This window comes from Pseudoalteromonas luteoviolacea (assembly GCF_000814765.1).
GTDB classification, from domain to species: Bacteria; Pseudomonadota; Gammaproteobacteria; order Enterobacterales; family Alteromonadaceae; genus Pseudoalteromonas; species Pseudoalteromonas luteoviolacea_H.
The window spans coordinates 1,071,072-1,092,167 of record NZ_JWIC01000007.1 but is presented as its reverse complement, the minus strand read 5'-3'; the positions used below and the strand labels follow the sequence as shown (position 1 = coordinate 1,092,167).

Here is a 21,096-nt window from a genome sequence, read left to right as displayed (position 1 = left end):
ATAATTATAGTTAACATAAGAATATTTTAGTATTTTCAGACAATTATTAAGACACCATACTTTTACACATGAAAATTTAATTAAGACACCAAATGTCAATCATCATTTATCATTACAAAATACACTTTTTTGGGAATATTTTTTCCTTAACAATTAAGTTAACACAAATAAAACATACAACTGTTTGACTCCTAGAGTGGTCAAGCTAAGGTTAAGTTACATTCATTTACTAGAGCATATAGAAGATGCGATTTTTGTTTAAAGTTTTGTTTACTGTGTTTATTTTTTGTGCCGGGTTTGCACTGGGAGTTTACTCTTTACCCATCATGATGGCTCCGCCCGCCCCCACACAGACTGCGCTCTCTACTGTGGCTAATCAGGCAAAATTCACTGCGATGTTTAATAAAAACCTAAAAGGCTCAGACTTTTTGCATTTTGGTGAAGGCAGTGTATTTATCGGGGAGCAAAGTATCGGGTTTGAAGGCAGGCTAGCACCAGGACCTGATTACCGCCTCTATCTCTCGCCAACATTCGTAGAAGATGAAGCCGAGTTTGAGCAACATAAAAACAATATGCAATTTGTCAGTATGGTTTCGAGCTTTAACGGTTTTATTGTTGATGTGCCAAACGGCATTGACATAGAAAAGTTTACAACGGTTGTCGTGTGGTGTGAAACTTTTGGCGAATTCATCACAGCAGGTAAATATCAGTAGCCTAATGACTAAATGACAAGATTTAGGGGCTAAATTAGCCCCTATTATTAGATAATTTAGTAACTACCTAAATGAGAGTCACAGCCCTCATTCCAATATGCATCTATTCCTTTATAGTAGCCTCTCACTTGACCTGCGTAGTCCTTACCCTTTTTAGTGCTGCCATAAAATTCGAACCTGGACTCATAGATTTTTTCTAAGACTATTCTTTCCTTTTTGTTCTCATAATAATGTTGCAGCGTTAAATGAAGACGACCATAGTCATCACCACCTTTCCAAGTTGGCTTGAAAGCTCCTTTACCTGCAAAATTAATATTTTTGTACATGCTGTCGTATCGAGAATTCGATGCGATGACCATACGCTTACCCGCTTTCACACACACCTTATAGTACTCTTGGAACTGGCTATGGATATCAGGTCGATGCTCTAGGTACAAAACACCTAAATGCATTCGGTTGAAGTCGACTGGATTGAGCTCATTGGTTGGAAATGGTACGAAGTCATCAGGTCTTGCCCCTGTTGAATCATCTGCACCGAATGAGTCACCTGCGCCGTATGAATCACCAGCGCCGTATGAATCGCCTGCGCCGTATGAATCGCCTGCGCCGTATGAATCGCCTGCGCCGTATGAATCACCTGCACCGTATGAATCACCTGCACCGTATGAATCACCTGCGCCGTATGAATCACCTGCACCGTATGAATCGCCAGCGCCGTATGAATCGCCTGCGCCGTATGAATCACCTGCGCCGTATGAATCACCTGCACCGTATGAATCGCCTGCGCCGTATGAATCGCCTGCGCCGTATGAATCACCTGCGCCGTATGAATCACCTGCGCCGTATGAATCACCTGCGCCGTATGAATCACCTGCACCGTATGAATCGCCTGCACCGTATGAATCACCTGCACCGTATGAATCGCCAGCGCCGTATGAATCGCCTGCGCCGTAAGAATCGCCTGCGCCGTATGAATCACCTGCGCCGTATGAATCACCTGCGTAAAACTGGCCATTCAATTCTTGATTTTGAAATCCAGTGCCTACTTGAGCAGGCCTTTCATCCGAGCTAAAGTGCTCAACCGTTTGCGCCACAGTCTTTCCCGAGTGGACTGCGATTAAAGCAATTGGTAGAACTGCTTTTAAATTGAACTTCATTAGTTTCCCTTAATTTACGTTGCTTTGGAGTGATAACTTAGCAATGACTACGTCACACATAGAGTCGAGCTCATTGCGTACAATCCGTTCATACTCAGGCCATTTATCTTTCGATAAGTGATTAATATGACTAGAAATTGTCGCAACTGTATACTTCAAAGATCCGCTAAGTAGTAGCTTGCTAACTTTATCGTTTTGATTACTATGTAATTGAAAAATAAATTGATTAACCACTTCCAATATAGATTCTATGGAAGTAGACGTAGTGAGCTTTTGATGAAGATTTTGTACTTGTTCCATACAATTATTTATGGCTTTCCAATTTGCCGTATGTACAAATTTATACGCTTCATTATAAGTGATAACCTTATGCAAAATTTCATCTTTTGCAACAGGTTGAAATAACAGGTCTTCGAATTGTACTGCGGTAGTACCTTGAATGAACGCCCCATCACTTGCATTGAGCACATTCAATTCTGGATTGATTTTAAGTAGGCGCTCTTGTGCAATGCGTGCTTCATTAAAGACACGAGACGTGAAAACATATTCACGAAAATTGCCGGCTACTTTTAGCTCGGCATTAAAACGCGCCAATGATAGATCACTGCTCTTATCGAAATAACCCGATAACTTACTGTGGTGCTCATTCGGATCTGCGTAACCATAATCACACCCTAACAAAACCAAATTTCTTATACCCATACGCTGAAACGCAGTCGCAGCCATGTTCGTCACCGTTGGGTTACAGTGGTACAAAGGTTGTACAGGGTGATCAGTATTAGCGTAAATCTCAGCTCCCACATCATTCCCTTTTGCAAATACAATTTTATGCTTAAAGCGCTCAATGAGTTTCGGGTATACCGTACTTAATGTCACCAACACCGTGTTTTCTAATCTTGGATCACTAAGTTCAGACTCTTTTAAGTAATAAGTTTCTAATACTCGCTCCATTTCAATGTGAAAATCAGGAATGATGCCGACTTTCAGTAAGGTGCTCAGTGAAGTACCACATGACACAACAATCACTTGGTCTTTGATAGTCTGTAAATGTGCAATATTCTGGTCCAAAGAAGGGCCAGTGCCCACAATAACTGCTGACGCTTTTTGATGTGCTTTTAAAATATTGGTGTAACTTTTAACACCTTCATTTTGATTATTGATCAAGCCATGTTTAAGCCCAACTAACTCATCTTCTAAAAACCCCCACATACTCGCGAAGTTATTTCGCCATTGCTTAAATTGTTCAAAAATCTGATCAAATGTTGGCGTGCTGTAATGCCGATATACACTGATATCAACAATAAGATGACTCCCCAATTTAACCATCAATTGCCTAAAAGCCTGATTAAATGCTTCGAAGCTATCAAGGCTCAAAATGGTGAATGAACCCTGCCTTTTTTCACACTCGTGCTTTATTTGTGCTAAGTCAACATGCTTACTTGCCATCGCAAATTGCACAGCGTTTGGCTCAATAATCACAACATCCGTATATCGTATCGCATTGAGCAACTTGCTAATGTGTAGACCAGAACCAACTCCAAGTACAACAAGTGTGCCTCTTTGCGGTTTTGATGCAGGCTGGCAGCCCAGCTTTTTTGCTGCGACGTTTAGATTGTTGATACAAATTTGATGGGCATAGTCCCTTCCCTCTATTGTCGTAAAATTCATGCGTAAATGAGAGGGGTGTTTTAAAAACAAGGAGGCTTGCGCTTCGCAGCATTTTCTCACTTCTGAGCCATAAAAATCTTGCTGAAAAGCATTCACTTCTTTTTCACTCAAGTCATGGATTTGTTTGAGAAGATAAGGGGGGAGGTGTTCTTCTAAGAATAGATAATTTTTCCTGACTATATCCATATTTCAATAATATTCCTGCGTATCCAACCGCAGATCATTTCATAGCACTATTTTTTCGTCAATCAGAATTAACTACCATAAATGTAAAAATAGAGATATACGATTAATATAAATCAATTACCAATTAAATATTCGCTGTAACTTAGTAATGGTAGTCGTAAAAAAAGCCACGCAATTGCGTGGCTGGAGAAAACATTGCATGGGTATATTGCAATGAATAAAGTCAGCCGAGCTCCTCGGCTTATAAGGGAAACTATGCAGCGGCGGATGCCCCCTCTTCACGGATCAAATACTCAAACGCCCCTAAACTGGCAGTTGCTCCACTCCCCATCGCAATCACAATTTGCTTAAAAGGAGTTGTGGTCACGTCACCCGCGGCAAAAACACCTTGCATATTAGTAGACCCTTTGTTGTCTATTTCTATTTCACCAAATTTATTTAAATTTATATCACTATTACTGAGCCACTCTGAATTAGGGACCAACCCAATCTGAACAAAAATACCTGACACATTAATTAACTGTTCTTCACCCGTTATACGATCAAGGTATTTTAGGGCATTGACTTTATTTTTATCGCCAATTATTTCCGTTGTTTGTGCATCCGTGTGAATCACAATATTTGGCAAGCTTTTCGCTTTATCAATTAAAACTTGATCCGCTTTTAATTCGCTTGCAAACTCCAATACAGTGACATGCTCAACAATGTTCGCTAAATCAATAGCCGCTTCAATACCTGAGTTGCCACCACCGATAACAGCGACTGGTTTACCTTTAAATAAAGGCCCATCACAGTGTGGACAATACGCCACGCCACGACCTTTATATTCTTGTTCACCGGGCACATTTACATTGCGCCATCTAGCGCCAGTTGAAATCACAACTGACTTTGCTTGCAGTTTTGCGCCATTTTCTAATTCAATATCCAAGTATTCGTTGCGCTCGATGTTTGCGACTCGATTACTGTCCATCACATCGACCTCGTATTGCTTGACGTGCTGCTCCAACTGGGCCACGAGTTTCGGACCCTCAGTCTCTTTTACTGAAATAAAATTCTCTATACTCATAGTATCCGCGACTTGACCACCAAAACGCTCCGCGACAACACCGGTATTTAACCCCTTTCTCGCTGCATACACTGCAGCCGACGCACCCGCGGGGCCGCCACCGACAACTAACACGTCAAACGGTGCTTTTTTATTGAGTTTGTCCTTCGCCTTTTGGGCTGAGTTGCTGTCTAGCTTTTTCAATATATCCGCCAAACCAATCGCGCCTTGGCTAAATAGATCCCCGTTGAGGTACACGCTCGGTACGGCCATGATGTTGCGCTCTTCTACTTCTTGTTGAAATAACGCGCCATCTATCATTGTTGCGGTAATATTGGCATTACTTGCGGCCAAAACGTTTAGCGCCTGCACAACTTGAGGGCAAGTTTGACAACTTAAAGATACATATACTTCAAAGTTTAATGGCTTATCGATTGCTTTAACGACTGCGAGCTCATCACCTGCCAATTTAGTATCATGACCACCACTATGTAAAAGCGCTAAGATCAAACTCGTAAACTCGTGCCCCATAGGCACACCGGCAAAGTTTATCTCTGTATTCGTCTGTTGCGATCTGACTTGCAATGATGGTCTTCTTGCATTGATATCGTAATTTTCTGCAACCGATATATGAGGGCTTAACAAAGCAAGGTCTTGAGCGAGCGAGTTCAACTCATTGGACTTACTGCTGCTATCGAGCGCGACTCTTAACTCTACCGGTGATTTAATATTTTTAAAGTGCTCAGTGAGCTGCTGTTTAATTTGCGCATCTAACATTTTTATAATTCCTCATTGAAACGCAAAGCTCTTGCTTGCTTGATAAAAGATATACAAATTCAAGTCATACCTACCAGCACACGCTGGCAGGTATTAACTAGGCACGATTAGATTTTGCCTACTAGGTCTAAAGATGGTGCGAGTGTCTCTTCACCTGGTTGCCAAGATGCTGGGCATACTTCACCATCATGTGTTGCGATATATTGTGCAGCTTGTACTTTACGTAGTAGCTCGTTTGCACTTCGACCAATACCTAAATCGTGAGTTTCAACCACTTTGATTTCACCTTCTGGGTTAATAACAAAGGTTCCACGCAGTGCTAGACCTTCCTCTTCAATCATCACACCGAAGTTACGTGTGATTTTGCCTGTTGGGTCACCAATCATTGGGAATTCAATTTTTTTGATTGTGTCTGAAGCATCGTGCCATGCTTTGTGAGTAAAGTGTGTATCAGTAGAAACTGAGTAAACTTCAACACCCATCTCTTGAAGCTGTGCATAATGATCAGCTAAGTCACCTAGCTCTGTCGGGCAGACAAACGTAAAATCAGCTGGGTAGAAGAAAACGATACTCCATTTACCTAATAAATCTTGTTCTGAAACTTCTACAAAGTCACCCTTGTGGTAAGCAGTTGCGTTGAAAGGTAAAAGTTTTGTGTTAATCAATGAAGTGCTCATGGCTATCCTCTTTATCAGTGTGTATTTAGTGTTGGCGATAGTCCTCGCCTTGCTTGATTACAAAGATAATGGCTTAGAGGTTTTAAATAAAATTGATTAAAACTATTATTGCTATCGATTAATCCGATTAAATAAACTCAATGACATTGTAAACCTTAGGTATAATCAACTCGTAACAATGTGAAGCGGTTTATCCGCTCCGTTAATTTTATCTATAAACTAATACTAACTAAGAGTCTTTATGCACCCGTACTTCAATCACATCCAGTTAGGCTACTTTGGCTTTGTGCCTTTTTTACTTTGTATCGCATCAACATTGATGTTAGGCAGCTCAGAAACACTGGTAAAAACATTCACTTTTTATAGCATGGGTATTTTGGCATTTATGGCGGGTACACTGTGGCGAGCGGGCGAGCAAGCTAAAGTGCACGCGATATTAGCTGTGCTGGTTGTTATTCCTTTTCCTTTTTTAGCTTTGGTCTCTTTAACCGGGCAGTTAACCTACCTTGCTGCAAGCTACTGGTTAGTATTGTGGTTTGAAAAGAGTATGCCCAAATGGCAAGAAACACATAAAGATTACAGACAAATGCGCTTTGTTCTGACCTCCGTTGTGTTCGTTTCACATCTGTTTATGATCTCTCAAGCCATTGAATTAACTAGATAGAATAATCACTTTAAACGATTAATAAGCCGACACAATAAGTATTCCTTTACTGCAACGTAAAAGCACTGTCCGTTTCGCAGAAGATCAATTAACATATTCGAATAGTGTTTAGGTGTCGGCAAGCTTATTCCCTTATTTTAGTTAGCATAATTTATAACTTCGAACGTTTTTTATTGAATAATTTACAACCAACTGATTCAAATATCTGAATCAATGCGGTAAATTAGTTCTCAATCAAGCAGAGCGATAATAAAACTGCTATAAGTTAAAGGGGAGCGTTGGGAGTGCAAATATGATTCAAAAGCTGCTTTACGGGTTCATTGGGATATTCGTGGTCTCATTTTACCTGTGGATGAAGGAACAGCCTGGAGATCTGTTAGACTCTATTGAAGAACTTTTTTGGTTCGCCATCGCGTCGGTGATGATTGTGTATTCTGCTCCACACCTCAAAAACAACATTTTGATATGTGCATGGTCGATATACTGCGTCGGATTACTTCTTGACTTACTTGACGACTTTATTGCCGTAGATATTTTCCCTGTGATTGCATTAGATACGTCTTTAAAACAGTTTGGCTTTTTACTGATCTGCTACTCCCTTTACACCATGATCGTCAGACAAAGAGAATCAATATCTTTACTTAACAATGAAATCCAACAACGCAAACGGCTAGAAGAGAAGTTAAAATTTGATGCAACCCATGACGAATTGACCCAAATAGGTAACCGCAGAGCATGCTTCACCCAATTTCCCTCACTCTGCAAAAAGTATACAACCCTCTTTTATTTTGACTTAGATGACTTCAAATGTGCCAATGATAAATTTGGCCATAGTTGTGGTGATTTAATTTTGAAAAAAGTCGCCCAGTCACTGAGCGAGTTATTTGGAGAAGAAAACTGCTTTAGAATTGGTGGTGATGAATTTGTTGCTTTTGGCACCTTTGATACGGAAAATGACGAACAATTGCGAAAGAAATTGCTTGAAGAAGTATTCGAATATGGCGTTGGGATCAGTATTGGGTTTACGCCAACAGATACAGATGTGGCGCCTGATAAGCTTTTACACTTGGCTGATGCGTCTATGTACAGTAATAAGAGTTTAAAGTCTGTACGATCAAAGCCGAGAGTGAGCTAGCTACTGAAAATACCCTGCTTTTTCATTAAAAACTTTTCCAATATAAAACCCTTTGAATTATCATTGAAAAAGGTACCTTCTATAAAATTATTTATGGCAAGCTTTAATCGTGCTTAGTCGTCACTAATACAAACGCAAAAACGACGCTAGATTTTGGCCAAGTTGAAACCATAAACACAGTAAAAAGTACTCACAATCAATAATCAGCGCACTCATATTACAAAGGGGATTGACTAGTGCTCAACAATCTATTTTCAAGCTCAGAACTGAAATCCGAACTCTTACAGGTCAAAACAGAATTAGCGCAGCAACGACAAGAAAATGAGCGTTTAGCTGCTGACAATAATAGACTTCAGTCACAGCTTATTGAGGCGCAGCAACAATTAAATGACAATACGGACAATCAATTACTTCAATGCGCTTTGTCTGGTATGAGCCAAATTGAAGGGATCAGAGAAACCGTGCTGCAAAGCTTTCAGAATATCGAGCAAGACAGTGCTGCAATTTCTCAAGTCAATCAATCTTTTGAAACCTCAGAACAGTCTTTATCAAACATTTTATCCGGGATGGGTCAGCTATCAGAGAATATGTCTAGCATGACTGATAACATATCTGGACTGTCACATATGGCCGACAACATACATACATTTGTCGCGACTATCTCTAAGATTTCGGATCAAACTAACCTGCTTGCACTCAATGCTGCGATTGAAGCTGCGCGAGCGGGCGAAGCTGGTAGAGGGTTTAGCGTGGTTGCGGATGAGGTAAGAGCCTTGGCTAACAACACCAGTGCTTCCGCCAATGAGGTATCTGAATTAGTGACTAAAATCATTGATACAACACAGTTGACAGTGAAAGATGTCTCGGTCATTCAAGAATCGAACAAGACTCTATCAAATAGTATAGAGCACCTAAATGACGAATATGGGCATATCGTAGCCAGTTGCGGTTCGATGAAAACAACCATTTCAAACGCAACTAAACAAACTTTTATTCAAACGGTTAAACTTGACCATGTGGTTTGGAAGAGCGAAGTATATGCCGTCATCATGGGCAGCAGTAAAAAAACAGTATCGGACTTTGCAGATCATACATCTTGCCGACTAGGTAAATGGTTTTCAGGGGATGGAGCGAAACTATATTCTGATAACTCGGCCTACAGACGCCTAGAAAGCCCCCATAAAGACGTTCATAAATCGGGCGTCGAAGCGATTAGAAGGTTTCAGACAGGCGATAAACAAGGCGCAGTTCAACAGCTCAATAAAATGGAGCAAGCCAGTGTTGAAGTGATGCACCTGCTTGATGAACTTAGAAACGCATGACCCAAATCTAACAGATTGTCAGCAAAAGTTGCCGACATCTAGCGACTTTGGTATCTAAATTTTGATATAATTCTACACTTTTAATCAGTCAGTATTTATTCATGCAGTTAGATCCAAAGTGGCGTATTTTAACAGTGGGAGATGGCGATTTAAGCTTCTCCTACTCAATAAAAAAGTATTTGAACCCGACACTCATTGTTGCGAGTATTTATGACAGTGAGACTGTGCTAAGAGAAAAATACCAAAATCATGCACTTGATAAGCTGCGAGATCTAAATACCCAAGTTATAACTGAGTTTGATGCCACAGATCCAGCCTCATGGGGTCAATTAAATGAGCAAAAATTTGATGTGGTCATTTTCCAGTTTCCACTTATACCTGCATTCTCTTCCCATGATGAGTTTAAACAAAATAATTTGAGCATTAACACGCTTAATAGACGTCTGCTACGTCACTTTTTAAATTACTCTCAATCCATCGCATTAGACACCGCGGGGCCAATGCTCAGCGTCATAACTTCGAAAGACGTAAAACCTTATTGCGAATGGAACCTAGAGGAAACTTTACATCAAGGCCTTAATCTTGAGTATTTGGGTCAAATGCCATTCGATATCGGGCGCTTTCCTGAATATAAGATCCGTAATGTTGACAGAGACAAGCACGTCAAGGACACACGCGGGATCAGTTACTTTTGGTCTCCCAAATCTATTGCAAGCATACCGTTATTAAAACCTCATTATCTTATGCCTTCACATTGCCCTATGTGCCGCGTTGGCCCATTCTTAACTGAGCAGGACAAACAAGCCCACTTAAACTCAAAAAAGCACAAGCAAATGTCAAAACATGAACATGCATGGCAGACATACTTAGCTCAAAACAAAACATAAAAAAAACAAAAAAGGTAAAAAATACACATAAAATACACATAAAGAGTCAATTTAAGGCTTTATATAGAATAATGTATACAAAAGTATTGAGAGATTAAATGTAACGCTTTAGACTAGCGCCCTTTTTGTAATTACAGGCTCAATTATGCAACTTTTAGGCAAACGCTTTTTATATGCAATTGCATGTTTACTACTGGCCATGGTAACTATCCAATCAGGGGCATCAATTGCAAAGCAATTGTTCCCCCATGTTGGGCCTGAAGGCACCACAGCCTATCGCCTAGGTTTTTCAGCCCTGATACTGTGCCTTATCTTTAAACCATGGCGAAAATTACCAACAAACTGGCGACCAGTTATTCTCTATGGTTTATCTCTAGGTGTCATGAATTTAACTTTTTATTTTGCCATTGCTCGTATTCCCCTAGGGATCGGCGTTGCGTTGGAGTTTACCGGTCCACTCGCGGTTGCGCTTTTTGCGTCGAAAAGAAAACGGGATTACCTCTGGGTATTGCTGGCCATTGTCGGGATTTTCTTATTGCTGCCTGATATGAATGAAGTAGACGGATTAGACCCAGTTGGCGTAATACTCGCCTTAACGGCAGGCGCTTGTTGGGCTGGATACATTGTGTTTGGAAAAAAAACCGGCAGTCAAGGCTCTGGTGGTATGGCTGTTGCTCTGGGAATGAGCGTAGCCGCCATCACGATTGTCCCATACGGAGTAATATCACAGGGCAGCGCATTACTAGACTGGTCTCTTATACCGCTAGGCATTGCTATCGCCTTGCTTTCGAGTGCTTTACCTTACACTTTAGAAATGATTGCACTGAAAAATATGCCCGCACAAGGGTTCAGTATTATGATGAGCCTTGAACCTGCTATCGCAGCGCTCGCTGGGCTACTTATACTGGGAGAACTACTCACATTTTGGCAGTGGGCAGCCATACTATTGGTCATTACTGCATCTGTAGGTAGCTCTATCACCACCAAAGAAGCCTAGTTTAAAGGCCCACAAAAGGGGCCTTTCTATCTATCCCCAAGGAGAGGGATATTCGGGCTGTGTCTCTTCAGCGACTGGCTCAAAGCGCAAGTGCTCAGGCACCAACTCGTCAGTCTCAATCTCTGGCAACGGGTCAAAATGCAACTTTAACCAATGTTGTTGCTCATAAAGCATATGAAGTAAATCTTGCTTATTGCTAAAAGAATGATCACTATGAGGAAGTAAAACTAATCTTGCGGTTTTTCCCAAGTCATTCAGAGCACTAAACATACGTTCAGACTGAATAGGAAAACGACCTTCCATGCGGTCTTGATAGCCATGCACTAACAGTACTGAACTACGAATATTATGCGCTGAAAACAATGGAGAGTTGAGCAAATATTTTGATTTGTCCATCCACATACTATGCTCATCACCACCAAATAAAAATGGCGCAAGTGTTAGGTTATACAGTCCACTACGTGCGATACCGGTCACAAACAATTCTGTTTGAGTCAGCAACTTCAGTACATTAGTGGCAGCGAGCCCCTGCCCACCGATTGCAATTTTATCTTTATCCGCAATGCCTTGCGATACCAAAGTGTCTACAATCACCTTGGCAGCATCTCGCAGGTACTTATCAAATTGCTCACCTTGGTGAAGATCACTTAGCACAGGCATATTTTTAACATTGAGCACAGCATACCCTTCATGTACAAAAGGCACGCCATTCATCGCATTTAATTCTGGAAATAAATACGGGGATTTTTCACGCTGGCTGCTCGTTTTCACTGCGTCATGATTCAACCAAATCACAACAGGAATACGGCCTAAACTCGGGTCAAAGCGGTTGGGTAGATAAAAGTCCCCTTGTATTTTTTTTCCACCACCGACGACAAATTGCATTTCCTCTTTTCGGATCCCCTGCATACTGGGATACGGATGCGGGTATTTTGTAAGTTGCTCAACCACATCAAATGTTAGGTTTCTTGAAAAATAATTTGTTGGATTGTCTTTAGACTCTTTACGGGTAACGAATTGCATTCCATCATTCGACAAGAGGGCTATCACTTGCTCAAAATAAGGAGCACTAGATTGCCATATCAAGGTAAGCAGATTGCCTCGCGTATCGAAACGAGCTAAAAATGGTACATCTACACCCTCGTTGTGTTTATTGCCCTTAATAAAGAGGTATCTGCCCCCTGCCACTTTTGCGACAGGTACACCCAAGTCATTCTTTGTCATCACCAATTCGCGACGCTCATTGGCCACCATATCGTCAAATAAATTCAACTTGATTTGCACGCGCTCTGGCGTCAGTGGAGAAAAGGCACGGTATTCTTTTTTTCCATTCCCTAAGTCGATCACTATCAAGGCAAGTTGATTGTCGCCCCAAATTATCTCTGACACACGGCCATCAACCTCAGCATACAATCTGGGTTCACGTCTAAATGGTGCAGAAATACTGTATAAACTGTCACTTTCAGAGGCTATGTCAGATTGAGCCCATACCAAAGTCGCTCCTTTATCAGCACGCCACTGGAAACGGCTTTTCACCGTAGGGTCCGAAATTGCCTGCGCAAGTAGAGCTTGCTCTGACAGCGTCTGTTGCGGCCGATAGACCTCATACAAGGGTGCCCCTCTCATCCCCCAAATCTGCCACACACTGTAATTTTGTTGCTCAAAGTCTTGCTCTGTCATTTGCGACAGATTTTGTACATCCATCATAGCTACAAGTAAATTTGTTGCGTCCGGGGAGGATTTAAATTCACTGAAGTAAGCAGGCTGACCAATTGGTACTTCTTTTCCTTTGAGCGGCACTTTATATAACTGGCCGAGCGCCAGCTCCATAAACTGAGTATGCTTTTTTGTACTGAATACGTTGTCTTGTTCAGGCGCAGGTTGCGCCATTGAGTTCACCACTAAGGGCCCGTTCGATTCTGTAGCTGGCTGCTTTGGACTAGACTGGACTTTCAAAGAATTTACTCGCACATTAGCAATTAACCCTGAGCCATCTGCCAGCCACTCATAAGGTTTTGCCACTACAAACCCGTTCAATGGAAAGTTTGATAAGCCCACAGGCTTTCTCTGCTTTATATCATACACCCACAAATGCGCGCTTGTTTTAGTTTCAAGAACAAACGAGAGATAACGGCCATTTGCACTCCATGCGGGGTATACAATCTGGCCTTGAGGTATATTTGTGACGCGAATTAAAGCACCTGTATCAATGTGCTTAAAAGACAGCCCTGAATATCTTGGCGCATCGCTGTGTAAGCTCGTTATAGGATTATACTGCACACCCAGCAACGTGTTTACTGGTGTGTTGTGCCCAGTGTGTTCAGCAAGCTCAAGGAGTGCCATCCAGCTCCCTTTTGCATTTACAAGCGCTTCGGGAACACTATGTTGTTGTATTAATTCTGCAATTTCAGGCGATGGTTGCTTATAACTAGATGCATCTGCATAAACAACATTACTTAATATACATGCACTTACAAATAGCATTAATGCCCGGATAATTATCACGTCTGTAGTCCTAATCAAATAGCCACAACGGGACATCATATCTTTATTTTCAGACCAATGCAGTATTTTAGAGACATTTTGCAGTCAAAAAGCTGTTTTTTAGACTATTGTTTTATACAGTAACGCGACTTTTGAATTGTAAGTTGCAGAGTTTAAGTTGATAGGTTTAAACTATGCAACCGTCATCAGCACAACGTATGCGATCAGGCACTTATGAACAACGACAAAAAACCAGAAAAAATAACAATTTTTGATGTTGCCAAAGAAGCGCAAGTTTCCAAATCTACAGTTTCACTCGTATTAACTCACTCGGATAAGGTAAGCGATAAAAGTAAAGAAAAAGTCCTTAAGGCGATTGAGAAGCTTGGGTATGTCTACAACCGAGATGCAGCAGCCCTTCGCAGTAAAAAGTCAAATTTAGTCGCGGTCGTTATCAACGACTTAACAAACCCATATTCAGCTCAGCTTGCTGTCGGTCTTGAAAAGCACATTTACGCGCTGGGCATGGTGCCAATGCTAGTTAATACCGGTGAAGACTTTAAACGTCAGCAACAAGTGGTAAACACATTGAAAGAGTACAATGTGTCTGCGTTTGTGATGGTCCCAGCACCAGGTACAACTAAAGAATGGGTCAACCAACTTGTATCATCAGGTTTTCCTGTCATCAATATCATGCGTGAAATACAATTTGCAGATGCGCCCTGTATTTTGCCGGATAACCAAAAAGGGACGCATTTAGCGACAGAACACCTTCTTAATAAAGGCCTGACCTCTTTAGCTTTTTTAGGCGGCACTGAGGAAATATCCGATTATCATGAACGTTTAAGCGGTTTTCGCTCTGCCTTATCTGCACACGCTACACCAGTCAAATCATATGAAATTATGGCACCCACTAACCGTCAGGGTGGCAGAGATGCATTTCATGAGATCTATCGTACGAAGCCTGATATTCAAGCTGTGGTGTGTTTTAGTGATGTCATAGCATATGGGGTGATGGAAGCTATGCGAGAGCATAATTTAACCCCCGGAAAAGATGTAAAAGTCATCGGCTTTGATGATCTTGCAGACTCTCGTTTAATGCGCCCTGCACTATCATCAGTTCGTATTGATGCCAATGATATAGGTAAACGAACTTGCCAAGCCCTGAGTGAAATCCTCAACCAATCCCAACCTCCAGTGAGAACACTGGTAGATATTTCTTTACAAATTCGAGAATCTTCATCATAAATGAATAAAGTTTTAGTTATTGGCTATGTATGGCCTGAGCCAAATTCATCGGCTGCTGGCATGCATATGCTTTCCTTGCTGCAGTTATTTACATCACAAGGCTGGCAAGTAGAGTTTGCAAGCCCTGCGCAACAGACTGAACACATGATACACCTGCCTGACTATGGCATTTCAAGCAAACAAATTGCGCTCAATTGCAGCAGCTTTGACAGTTATATTGAAGCGCTGAGCCCAGATATTGTTATGTTTGACCGTTTTATGATGGAAGAGCAATTTGGCTGGCGAGTTGATAAGTTTGCACCGCATGCTTTGAAGATCCTAGATACAGAGGATTTACAGAGCCTCAGAGGAGCAAGGCATGCAGCCTTAAAAGCCAACGTTGACTTTAATACGGATCAGTTATTAGATAGCGAATTAGCAAAAAGAGAAATTGCCGCTATTTTACGATGTGACTTATCTCTTATTATCTCTGATTATGAACTAGAGCTGTTACAATCAACTTTCAACATACGCACTGACCTACTGCTCCACTTGCCATTCTTAGTTGACTTAAAATCACTGCCTTCTATGTTACCTACATTTGATGAACGTGCACATTTTATGACCATTGGTAACTTTCGTCATGCACCCAACTGGGACTCTGTATTGCACTTGCAAAAGCTCTGGCCTGCAATCAAAAAGCAGCTCCCTGAAGCGCAGTTACATATCTATGGCTCTTACCCCCCGAAAAAGGCTACGGCTCTCAACAACCCCAAAACAGGTTTTTTAGTTAAGGGTTGGGCTGAAGATGCCATAGAGGTGATGAAAGCAAGTCGAATATGTTTATCGCCTATTAGGTTTGGCGCTGGTATCAAAGGTAAATTATTAGAAGCGATGCTCACTCAAACCCCTTGCGTTACAACTGAGATCGGGGCTGAAGGTATGCATGGAACGCTTCCGTGGCACGGAAAAATTACAACTAGCGATGAAGAGTTTGTTGCAGCAGCCGTCGCACTTTATAAAGATCAAGCCGCATTCAAGCAAGCACAACAAAATGGCCTAAATATTTTGCATGACAGATACAACAAAGATACTTTAAGTACCCGTTTATTAAACAAAATATCCAATATTCAAAACAATTTAGCGGCTCATCGAACACAAAACTTTTATGGGCAAATGCTTAAACACCACACTTTACGTAGTACCCAGTATATGTCTCAGTGGATTGAAGAAAAAAACGCAAACAAAATGCGTTGAAAATAAGACAAAACTGGTTAGAATGCGCGGCGTAACTTATTATTAGTTTTATAGAAATGAATACTGAATTGGTTTCTTATCGTGCTTAAGCGCTAATTACGCCGCAAACTATGTGTATACTGGTTTTTGAAGGTTTTTTTAATCTCAGCGCATGCAGTTGAGACTTCAAAATTACAACATAATTGAGCTGTACTATAAGTTACTGTAATTTGGGATTTAAGTGAACAACACTTAAATGTATGGGCTCGCCCTCAACCTCTCAACTATTAGGTATTGCACAGTTGAACTCAGCTACGTTTACCCAAAAGCGCAAGTTTATTGTAAAGCTTGGCAAAATGCTTCATCAATACGGCACCCCTGCTTTTCGTTTAGAAGCCCATTTGATGGAAGTTGCCACACACCTTGGTTTAAAATCTTCTTTTGTTATGTCACCAACGTCAGTGACGTTTGTTATTTGGACAGACGGGCACGAAGAGGAATATACCCACGTTGCAAGGGTTGAGCCTGGAGACCACGACCTAGGTTCACTTGCTAATACCGATGATGTCGTAAATAAAATGCTCGCCGGTGAATTAACAATCGCAGAAGCGGACGAAAACCTCGATCAAATTCAAAATGCTGATTCCCCATACACAAGATGGCAAATGGCTTTAGCTTTTGCGGTGTCAGGTGGTGCTTTTGCTATGCTCATGGGTACAAGCTGGAGTGATGTGATATGGTCCGGCATCATCTCGATCTTGGTTTACTTATTCATCTTATGGTCAGAGCACTCCAAACGTGTCACTCACATGCTTGAACCTATGGTGGCCATTGCCTCTGCATTTGCAGCGTGCGCCGTGTCAGCTTATTTAGACCCACAGCTCAACATCCGTCTAGTCGTTTTATCTGCGATCATCGTATTTATACCGGGACTGGCATTGGCATTAGGGTTCGCAGAACTCTCAGCGCGCCATTTGGTATCAGGTACAGCCAGAGTTATGGATGCTTTTATGCTGTTGTTCAAGCTTTATTTTGGCGCGTTTTTAGGTATTAGCATTGGTTTTTATGTATTTGGGCAAGTCGACTTTGTACAACCAGATCCACTGCCAAAATGGACTGCTTGGCTTGCAGTATTTTTACTTTGTATCAGCCTTGTTGTAATTTTCAAAACCAAACTGAAGCATGTCCCTTGGTGTATAACATCAGGGTTTATTGCCTATGCCGTTTCTGTCAGCGCCGCAATTTATTTTGACTATGCGCTAGGGACGTTTGCAGGAGCATTTGCCGTTGGTATTTTCAGTAACATATTTAATCGCGTCGAAAATGCGCCAGCGTCTATCGTAACCATGAAGGGGCTGATTGTCCTTGTACCAGGTTCCAAAACCTATATTGGCTTAAACTCTTTGATTGAAGGGCAAAGCTTTGTTATGGCAGATCACATTGGGCAACAAACTTTTTTAATTTTTATGTCTCTTGTTGCAGGACTCATTTTCGCAAACGTCACGCTACCACCCAAAAAGAGTTTATGATCTATTGTTAAGCCCCCTAAATCATGGGGGGCTTTTCACGTAGTCAGCCTTAGCCCAACTTCACTATTCACAATAGCAGCCCTGCTTGCAAAACATATACTCTACTAAATCCCACCTTAGATGACAGATAACTAATAACAATAGCGCAGCTAACACCGCGAACACCTCCCCCCCACAAAGTACACGACTGGACTAAATGTACGCCAAGCAAAACACTATATTTCGATCAAGCATATAACTCTTCATAATCATTGATGGTCTTATTAACCCCTTAGAAAAAGTGCTCGTTACTTCAAAATATAAGGAAAGTTTAAATTTCAAGTATCACAAGTTGTGAATGTAAACAAAATTAATAACATTATTCTTCAGGTAAATTTACCCATTAGAATTAAAAATGCATAAAAATATATTTTTATGCATAATTTACAATTACTTATAAAAACATATGGAAATAAAAGTAAAATTCATAACTTTTAATCTACATTCAAGATTTAACAACTAGACATGATGTTAAATCCTTAGTGCACAAAATTACATTTAAGTGATTACGTTCATTTTTCATCCAAGGGGATTGGTATCATGTTTAACAATAAGAATAAGTTGTCGCTCGCTGTGAGTTCAGCATTAATGAGTTCAACTTTATATTTTTCACCATACGCATTTGCACAAAATGACAGCGCTGTTTCGAATCAAAAAGAAGTCGAAGTGATTCAAGTTCGTGGTATTCGCGGCAGCGTGGTGAAATCTTTAAATACAAAACGATATGCAGACTCAATTGTTGATGCCGTTACTGCCGAAGACATTGGTAAATTCCCAGATCAAAATGTGGCTGAATCACTTCAACGCATTACTGGTGTATCGTTAACACGTAATTTCGGTGAAGGTGAAAGAGTCAGTATCCGAGGCACCAGTGAAAGTCAAAACCGTACATTATTAAATGGCCAAGCGGTTGGTTCAACGGATTGGTGGACAAACTCTGCCGCAAGCCGAGGATTCAACTACACAATGCTTCCATCAGAAATCGTATCAGGTCTTGAAGTTTATAAATCACCAGAAGCCGATATTGATGAGGGCTCAATTGGCGGCACCATCATTGTAAGAACTAGAAAGCCGCTAGATCTAGAAGCCAATAAAATCGCAGGTTCACTGTTAGCCCAACATAGCGAAGTTTCAGGTAAAACTGACCCTCAAGCTTCTATTATGTATAACTTTAAGAACGACGATGAAACATTCGGCGCACTGGTCTCTGTGATCAGACAAGAAAGAAACCTTCGTCGTGACGGCATTGAAGCATGGAGCTGGACTGATAGAGATATCACGATGGCGGATGGAACCGTTCATGAAGATGTTTACAGCCCAGGCGGCGGTGGCTCAGCGATGTTTTCTCAAGAACGTGTCAGAACAGGGATCACACTGGCATTACAATATCGCCCTAGTGATGCGACAGATATTTCATTTAACCTATTAGATTCAACACTCAATGCTGATAACGAAAACCAAAACTTCCTTTGGTTGCCTGAACGTGGCGATTCTCAATACACAGACATCACGATCATAGACCAGAGTAAAGTGGGTAAAATGGTTGTTGGTGGCACCATGGGGTTATCACCTAACAGTACGAACATTCTAAATGAAACCAAGGTTAGAAATTCGAAACTTAAAACAAAAGCGTACGACTTGAAAGTTGAGCATGAAGGAGAACTTTGGCAATCTAGTTATCAGCTAGGCTATACCGAGGGGTCAGGTGGCTCACAAGCTGATCGCTCTGTCGGCTGGGTTGGCAACTATGTGCACTCTTTTGATACATCCCACATTGAAGATGTTAGAACGTCTTATGGTGCCGACCCTAAAGACGGCACAAAGTGGAACCTCGGCTTTTTGCGTTACGACAATAATGACGCCAAAGATGAAGAAAGCTATTTCCAAGCTGACTTCAAACGCCCCATTGATGTCGCCGTATTCAGTGAAATCAAAATGGGGGTTAAATACAGAGACCACAGCCGGTTCAATACCAAAAACACCACCACTGCACGCACAGATCTCAATTGGAGCCTTGCTGATTACTCGCTCGCTATGCCAAGCGACTACCTGTCTGGTTTAGGATCGTCTGGTACGCTTCGCGCATATGCCATCACCGACTCAGATAAGGTACGACAGGACGGTGATGCACTAGCATGGAATTACACGGTCTTAAAAGCCAGTACATTTGATATTCAAGAAAAAATATTAGCAGGTTATGTTAAAACCACCATAGATGCAGATGGCATGCGTGGTAACTTAGGTGTGAGGCTAGTACAAACCAAACAGGAGTCTTCTGCATTTGCTGGTGCAACGGGTGCTGAAGTCTGGACTACACAAGACAAAGACTACTTCGATATTTTACCAAGTATCAACCTTGCGATTGATTTGAGCGATGACTTACTGATGCGCTTCAGTGCTGCCCGAGTTATGTCACGCCCAGACTATGCAAGTATGACTGCTTCAACTTCCTATAACGTTGAAACTCAAACAGGTACGGGCGGTAACCCAGATATAGACCCGTTCCGTGCAACACAATTCGACACTGGTATTGAGTGGTACTTTAATGAAGCAGGCATATTTTCAGCCGTATTCTTCTATAAAGATATCCAATCTTTCTTAGACAGTACGCCAGCACTTGAAATACACGAAAATACACCAATCCGGATAAGCCGCCCTTCTAATGGCCGTGCTGGTCAAATTCAAGGTTTAGAGTTTGGCTACCAGCAAGAGTTATTTGAAGGCTTCGGTGTCTCTGCAAACTACACTTATGTTGATGGTGAAGCCAAAGACAAAGATGGCAACGATGTTACTATCCCTGGAAACTCTGAGCACACCGTCAATTTAAGTGCATACTACGAAAATGAGACACTCAGCGGTCGTATTTCTTACAACCACCGCTCAGGTTACGACTCAGGTAATGATTGGCCTGGTTACATTGATGCTTATGGTCAGATCGATGCCAATCTGACATACAACATTAATGAAAACATCTCTGTTGTGCTGGAAGCCATCAATTTGACTGATGAACATACATTTAGTTATCAGGAAGAGGGCGTCGAACAAGCGCTAACAGGTGTGTATGCCGACGGTAGACGCTTTGTAGCCGGAGTTCGTTTTAATTTTTAATATAAAGCCCCGCCTCAACATGCCAAACAAGTATTTTGTTCTTAAAGCATGTTGAGGTCTACATAAAGTTCGTTGTAATCAACGCGACACCGGCAAAGGAAAGCCACTCCTGCCCAGGAGATTTGAGCTGAAGACTATTTGCATAGGCCTTCAGCTTTTCTTTTGAAACACCTTAAACTTTGAGATATGGTAATTGTTTGTAAAAGCTGTAGAATCGGTAATTTAGGTACACAGATTAATATAGT

The 21,096-nt window shown here is 41.4% G+C and carries 15 protein-coding genes; 10 read left to right on the top strand and 5 right to left on the bottom strand.

Annotated features, from left to right (window positions below; all coding sequences use genetic code 11):
• Positions 1 to 245 precede the first annotated feature (245 nt).
• Positions 246 to 713: a DM13 domain-containing protein gene (locus JF50_RS18915; protein WP_039610891.1), complete on the top strand. Its 468-nt coding sequence runs from the start codon at positions 246 to 248 to the stop codon at positions 711 to 713.
• A gap of 56 nt (positions 714 to 769) precedes the next feature.
• On the opposite strand, the gene JF50_RS18910 is transcribed toward JF50_RS18915, so the two are convergent.
• The 4 genes from JF50_RS18910 to ahpC all read right to left on the bottom strand — a co-directional run bounded on the left by JF50_RS18910 (position 770) and on the right by ahpC (position 6,223).
• Positions 770 to 1,870, bottom strand: a complete 1,101-nt coding sequence (locus JF50_RS18910) for a hypothetical protein (RefSeq protein ID WP_039610890.1) — start codon at positions 1,868 to 1,870, stop codon at positions 770 to 772.
• A 9-nt stretch (positions 1,871 to 1,879) separates the two neighbouring features.
• Positions 1,880 to 3,724 carry a motility associated factor glycosyltransferase family protein gene (locus JF50_RS18905; protein ID WP_039610889.1) on the bottom strand — a complete coding sequence of 615 codons (1,845 nt, stop codon included), beginning with the start codon at positions 3,722 to 3,724 and terminating at the stop codon, positions 1,880 to 1,882.
• Between the two features lie 253 nt (positions 3,725 to 3,977).
• Positions 3,978 to 5,546 carry an alkyl hydroperoxide reductase subunit F gene (ahpF, locus tag JF50_RS18900; protein ID WP_039610888.1) on the bottom strand — a complete coding sequence of 523 codons (1,569 nt, stop codon included), beginning with the start codon at positions 5,544 to 5,546 and terminating at the stop codon, positions 3,978 to 3,980.
• Positions 5,547 to 5,653: 107 nt separating this feature from the next.
• Positions 5,654 to 6,223: an alkyl hydroperoxide reductase subunit C gene (ahpC, locus tag JF50_RS18895; RefSeq protein ID WP_039610887.1), complete on the bottom strand. Its 570-nt coding sequence runs from the start codon at positions 6,221 to 6,223 to the stop codon at positions 5,654 to 5,656.
• A 241-nt stretch (positions 6,224 to 6,464) separates the two neighbouring features.
• Here ahpC and JF50_RS18890 point away from each other — a divergent pair, with 241 nt between their 5' ends.
• The 5 genes from JF50_RS18890 to JF50_RS18870 all read left to right on the top strand — a co-directional run bounded on the left by JF50_RS18890 (position 6,465) and on the right by JF50_RS18870 (position 11,228).
• Positions 6,465 to 6,887, top strand: coding sequence for a DUF3429 domain-containing protein (locus JF50_RS18890; RefSeq protein WP_039610886.1), 423 nt, complete (start codon positions 6,465 to 6,467; stop codon positions 6,885 to 6,887).
• Positions 6,888 to 7,179: 292 nt separating this feature from the next.
• The gene (locus JF50_RS18885) at positions 7,180 to 8,022 is read left to right on the top strand and encodes a GGDEF domain-containing protein (protein WP_052262489.1); all 843 of its coding nucleotides are present in this window, start codon (positions 7,180 to 7,182) and stop codon (positions 8,020 to 8,022) included.
• Positions 8,023 to 8,258: 236 nt separating this feature from the next.
• Positions 8,259 to 9,344: a methyl-accepting chemotaxis protein gene (locus JF50_RS18880; RefSeq protein ID WP_039610885.1), complete on the top strand. Its 1,086-nt coding sequence runs from the start codon at positions 8,259 to 8,261 to the stop codon at positions 9,342 to 9,344.
• 101 nt (positions 9,345 to 9,445) lie between these two features.
• Complete coding sequence (locus JF50_RS18875; protein ID WP_039610884.1) at positions 9,446 to 10,231, top strand: Rossmann-like fold-containing protein; 786 nt, start codon at positions 9,446 to 9,448, stop codon at positions 10,229 to 10,231.
• 145 nt (positions 10,232 to 10,376) lie between these two features.
• A complete protein-coding gene (locus JF50_RS18870; protein WP_039610883.1) occupies positions 10,377 to 11,228 on the top strand; it encodes an EamA family transporter in 852 nt (283 codons plus the stop codon).
• 30 nt (positions 11,229 to 11,258) lie between these two features.
• On the opposite strand, the gene JF50_RS18865 is transcribed toward JF50_RS18870, so the two are convergent.
• The gene (locus JF50_RS18865) at positions 11,259 to 13,733 is read right to left on the bottom strand and encodes a S9 family peptidase (RefSeq protein WP_160290498.1); all 2,475 of its coding nucleotides are present in this window, start codon (positions 13,731 to 13,733) and stop codon (positions 11,259 to 11,261) included.
• A 213-nt stretch (positions 13,734 to 13,946) separates the two neighbouring features.
• On the opposite strand from JF50_RS18865, the gene JF50_RS18860 reads away from it, so the two are divergent.
• The 4 genes from JF50_RS18860 to JF50_RS18845 all read left to right on the top strand — a co-directional run bounded on the left by JF50_RS18860 (position 13,947) and on the right by JF50_RS18845 (position 20,851).
• Positions 13,947 to 14,960, top strand: a complete 1,014-nt coding sequence (locus JF50_RS18860) for a LacI family DNA-binding transcriptional regulator (protein WP_039610882.1) — start codon at positions 13,947 to 13,949, stop codon at positions 14,958 to 14,960.
• The gene (locus JF50_RS18855; RefSeq protein WP_039610881.1) at positions 14,961 to 16,196 is read left to right on the top strand and encodes a glycosyltransferase family 4 protein; all 1,236 of its coding nucleotides are present in this window, start codon (positions 14,961 to 14,963) and stop codon (positions 16,194 to 16,196) included.
• A 281-nt stretch (positions 16,197 to 16,477) separates the two neighbouring features.
• Complete coding sequence (locus JF50_RS18850) at positions 16,478 to 17,704, top strand: threonine/serine ThrE exporter family protein (RefSeq protein WP_039611094.1); 1,227 nt, start codon at positions 16,478 to 16,480, stop codon at positions 17,702 to 17,704.
• 579 nt (positions 17,705 to 18,283) lie between these two features.
• Positions 18,284 to 20,851 carry a TonB-dependent receptor gene (locus JF50_RS18845; RefSeq protein WP_039610880.1) on the top strand — a complete coding sequence of 856 codons (2,568 nt, stop codon included), beginning with the start codon at positions 18,284 to 18,286 and terminating at the stop codon, positions 20,849 to 20,851.
• Positions 20,852 to 21,096: the final 245 nt, after the last annotated feature.

Coding starts and splice junctions, on each gene's coding strand:
- JF50_RS18860 (WP_039610882.1), top strand. CDS start 13,947: ATGAACAACGACAAAAAACCAGAAAAAATAACAATTTTTGATGTTGCC.
- JF50_RS18875 (WP_039610884.1), top strand. CDS start 9,446: ATGCAGTTAGATCCAAAGTGGCGTATTTTAACAGTGGGAGATGGCGAT.
- JF50_RS18915 (WP_039610891.1), top strand. CDS start 246: ATGCGATTTTTGTTTAAAGTTTTGTTTACTGTGTTTATTTTTTGTGCC.
- JF50_RS18855 (WP_039610881.1), top strand. CDS start 14,961: ATGAATAAAGTTTTAGTTATTGGCTATGTATGGCCTGAGCCAAATTCA.
- JF50_RS18905 (WP_039610889.1), bottom strand. CDS start 3,724: ATGGATATAGTCAGGAAAAATTATCTATTCTTAGAAGAACACCTCCCC.
- ahpF (WP_039610888.1), bottom strand. CDS start 5,546: ATGTTAGATGCGCAAATTAAACAGCAGCTCACTGAGCACTTTAAAAAT.
- JF50_RS18870 (WP_039610883.1), top strand. CDS start 10,377: ATGCAACTTTTAGGCAAACGCTTTTTATATGCAATTGCATGTTTACTA.
- JF50_RS18845 (WP_039610880.1), top strand. CDS start 18,284: ATGTTTAACAATAAGAATAAGTTGTCGCTCGCTGTGAGTTCAGCATTA.
- JF50_RS18890 (WP_039610886.1), top strand. CDS start 6,465: ATGCACCCGTACTTCAATCACATCCAGTTAGGCTACTTTGGCTTTGTG.
- JF50_RS18910 (WP_039610890.1), bottom strand. CDS start 1,870: ATGAAGTTCAATTTAAAAGCAGTTCTACCAATTGCTTTAATCGCAGTC.
- ahpC (WP_039610887.1), bottom strand. CDS start 6,223: ATGAGCACTTCATTGATTAACACAAAACTTTTACCTTTCAACGCAACT.
- JF50_RS18885 (WP_052262489.1), top strand. CDS start 7,180: ATGATTCAAAAGCTGCTTTACGGGTTCATTGGGATATTCGTGGTCTCA.